This window comes from Komagataeibacter kakiaceti JCM 25156 (genome assembly GCF_000613305.1).
Genome location: NZ_BAIO01000231.1, coordinates 1 through 3,622 on the forward strand (window position 1 = coordinate 1; position 3,622 = coordinate 3,622).

Sequence of the window (3,622 nt, forward strand, 5' to 3'; positions counted from 1 at the left end):
GCCGCGCGGTGGGACGGGATCACGGCGGGGCCGGGGGCGGAATTTAAAAAATAATCTGCCGCAATCACCGCTTGACCAAGGTCGGCCGCTGAGTCGGAAGAACGCTCCACATTTTTATCCCCTACATTATGTAGTGCATTTCAGGGTCGGATGGCCCATATATAGGGGCATATCGTAAAACCTTCCCCCAACCTCCCAGGGTCGCGACAAACCCTGCGGGTTGGCATGAGTCGAGTACGGAGAAAGTATATGGTCCTGGATGACGTATCCGGCGGCATGTCTGATTGTTCTGTCAGCGGGGACGATACCGTCCAGGGAAAGGACAGTACCACAATGTCTGACATGCTGGATAACGTGGTCCAGTTGCCCGGTCACCACCCTGTGCGCGTGGACCATTCCCGCGATTCGCTGCTGACGGCATTTGGCAAGGCCACGCTCGATAACCGCTATCTGCTGCCGGGGGAGAGTTACCAGGACCTGTTCGGTCGCGTGGCTTCCTTCTACGGGGCGAATCCCGCCCATGCCCAGCGGCTGTATGACTATATTTCCCGCCACTGGTTCATGCCCGCGACACCCGTGCTGTCCAATGGCGGCACGACGCGCGGCCTGCCCATTTCGTGCTTCCTGAACGAAGCCAATGACAGCCTGCGCGGCATCGTGGATCTGTGGAACGAGAATGTCTGGCTGGCCTCGAAGGGCGGCGGCATCGGCTCCTACTGGGGCAACCTGCGCTCGATTGGCGAGAACGTGGGCCGCAATGGCAAGACATCGGGCGTGATCCCGTTCATCCGGGTCATGGACAGCCTGACGCTGGCCATAAGCCAGGGGTCGCTGCGTCGCGGCTCGGCGGCGGTGTACCTGCCGGTCTGGCACCCCGAGATCGAGGAATTCATCGAACTGCGCCGCCCCACCGGCGGCGATCCCAACCGCAAGGCGCTCAACCTGCACCATGGCGTGCTGGTGCCCGACGCCTTCATGCGCGCGGTGGCGGATGATGCGGAATGGGCGCTGCTTTCACCCAAGGACAAGACGGTCATCCGCAAGATCTCGGCCCGCGCGCTGTGGATCCGGATCCTGACCGCACGCATGGAACAGGGTGAGCCGTACATCATCTATTCCGACCACGTGAACAACGCGCGCCCCGAACACCACAAGCTGGCGGGGCTGGAGGTCAAGACGTCCAACCTGTGCGCGGAAATCACGCTGCCGACCGGGATGGACCAGCACGGGCGCGAGCGTACGGCGGTGTGCTGCCTGTCGTCGCTCAACCTTGAGACATGGGACGAGTGGAAGGACAATCCGCAGTTCATCGAGGATGTGATGCTATTCCTCGACAACGTGCTGCAGGACTTCATCGACCGCGCGCCCGACGACATGGAGCGCGCGCGCTATGCCGCCATGCGCGAACGCTCGGTCGGGCTGGGGGTGATGGGCTTCCACACCTTCCTTCAGGCCAACAACGTGCCGTTTGAAAGCGTGGTGGCCAAGGTCTGGAACCGCAAGATTTTCAAGCATATCCGCGAACAGGCGGACGCGGCTTCCCGCAAGCTGGCGGAAGAGCGCGGCCCATGCCCCGACGCCGCCGATTATGGCGTGATGGAGCGGTTCTCGAACAAGATGGCCATCGCGCCCACGGCGTCGATTTCCATTATCGCGGGCAATGCCAGCCCCGGGATCGAGCCGATCGCGGCCAATGTGTTCCTGCAGAAGACGCTGTCCGGCTCGTTCACCGTGCGCAACCGCCATCTCGACCGCCTGCTGACCGAAAAGGGGCGGAACACGAGCGAGATATGGTCCTCCATCACGCTGAACAAGGGGAGCGTCCAGCACCTGGACTTCCTGACCCAGCAGGAAAAGGACGTGTTCAAGACCGCCTTCGAGCTTGACCAGCGATGGGTGATCGAACATGCGGCCGACCGTGCGCCCTATGTCTGCCAGGCGCAGTCGATCAACATCTTCCTGCCCGCCGACGTGCACAAGCGCGACCTGCACCAGATTCACTACATGGCGTGGAAGCGGGGGGTGAAGTCGCTCTATTACTGCCGTTCGCTCTCCATCCAGCGCGCCGATGCGGTCAGCGACGGACAGGAAAAGCGCGACATGACACAAAACGAAGGCGGCGCGCCCGCAACGGTGGGCCCCGCGGCCCCGACCACTTCCACCGATTACGAGGAATGTCTTGCCTGCCAGTAAGGCGGGACATTCTTCTTCCAACATATTGTTTCCTGTGCTGTCCGGCCCGTTGGGGGTGGACAGCGCATAGCGATGTACAGGACAGGCATGGCCATGACCGATACAGCCCCCGGCGCAGATGCCCCGACCGAACAGGCTTCCAGCCTGCTGACCGCCAATCCCGTTTACAAGCCGTTCCGCTACCCCTGGGCGTATGATGCGTGGCTGACGCAGCAGCGTGTCCACTGGCTGCCCGAGGAAGTGCCGCTGGCCGATGATGTCAAGGACTGGCACCGCACCCTGAACGAGGGCGAGCAGCATCTGGTCACGCAGATCTTCCGCTTCTTCACCCAGGCGGATGTGGAAGTGAACAACTGCTACATGAAGCAGTACAGTCAGGTGTTCAAACCGACTGAAGTGCTGATGATGCTCTCGGCCTTTTCCAATATCGAGACCATCCACATCGCTGCGTACAGCCATCTGCTCGATACCATCGGCATGCCGGAGACCGAGTATTCCGCTTTCCTTAAATACAAGGAAATGAAGGATAAATATGACTACATGCAGCAGTTCTCGGTAAAGGATAACTACCAGATCGCCCGCACGCTGGCGGCGTTCGGCGCGTTTACCGAAGGGCTCCAGCTTTTCGCTTCCTTCGCCATCCTGCTCAACTTCCCCCGGCACAACAAGCTCAAGGGCATGGGGCAGATCGTGTCATGGTCCGTGCGCGACGAATCCCTGCACTGTGATTCGATGGCGCGGCTGTTCCGCGTGTTCGTGCATGAAAACCCCGAAATCTGGACCGATGCGCTGCGTGACGACATCCGCCAGATCTGCCGTGACATTGTCGAGCATGAAGATGCCTTCATCGACCTCTCCTTCGAGATGGGGCCGGTGGAGGGGCTGAACGCCACGCAGGTCAAGGAATATATCCGCTTTGTCGCCAACCGCCGTCTTGGCCAGCTTGGGCTGGATGGCATCTATGACATCGCGGTCAACCCGCTGCCGTGGGTGGATGAAATGGTCAATGCGGTCGAGCATGCCAATTTCTTTGAAAACCGCGCGACGGAATACAGCCGCGCCTCCACCACCGGCACGTGGGACGAAGCCTTCACGGATTGAGGTCCGTCCTCCGCGCCGCTTCAGGGCAGGAGCGGCGCGCCATTTTCCAGCACCAGCCGGGCGGCGGCGGTAAAGCGGCCATCGGCTTCATGCAGCACAAGGCCGGGCAGCAGTTCGCTGCCCGCCCGTGCATTCGCGCAGCCCTGTAGCAGCACGATGCGCGCGGGCCGGTCACGCGCGGGCCAGAAGGGAAAAATCCTGATCCGGCCCAGCGGGACATCCTCCATGGCCTTGACCCCGGCGGCCAGCAGGTTGGCGGGCAGCGCCAGCGTCAGCGTGCCGTGATGGCGGAGCTGGGCGGCCAGGGCCTGGATCCACTGGGTCAGCG

At 61.8% G+C, this 3,622-nt stretch carries 2 protein-coding genes and 1 pseudogene; 2 read left to right on the top strand and 1 reads right to left on the bottom strand.

Features of this window, described 5'->3' with window-relative positions:
• Window positions 1-333 precede the first annotated feature (333 nt).
• Together JCM25156_RS11240 and JCM25156_RS11245 are read left to right on the top strand one after the other, a co-directional pair.
• Entirely contained in the window at window positions 334-2,193 is a 1,860-nt protein-coding gene (locus JCM25156_RS11240; RefSeq protein WP_242402614.1) for a ribonucleoside-diphosphate reductase subunit alpha, read from the top strand.
• An 87-nt stretch (window positions 2,194-2,280) separates the two neighbouring features.
• Window positions 2,281-3,294, top strand: a complete 1,014-nt coding sequence (locus JCM25156_RS11245; RefSeq protein ID WP_183479295.1) for a ribonucleotide-diphosphate reductase subunit beta — start codon at window positions 2,281-2,283, stop codon at window positions 3,292-3,294.
• Window positions 3,295-3,314: 20 nt separating this feature from the next.
• Here JCM25156_RS11245 and JCM25156_RS11250 read toward each other — a convergent pair.
• Window positions 3,315-3,622, bottom strand: a pseudogene (locus JCM25156_RS11250) (methyltransferase); the annotation flags it as partial.

Excerpts from the sequence above, each read along its gene's own strand:
- JCM25156_RS11245 (WP_183479295.1), top strand. The coding sequence starts at position 2,281 with ATGGCCATGACCGATACAGCCCCCGGCGCAGATGCCCCGACCGAACAG.
- JCM25156_RS11240 (WP_242402614.1), top strand. The coding sequence starts at position 334 with ATGTCTGACATGCTGGATAACGTGGTCCAGTTGCCCGGTCACCACCCT.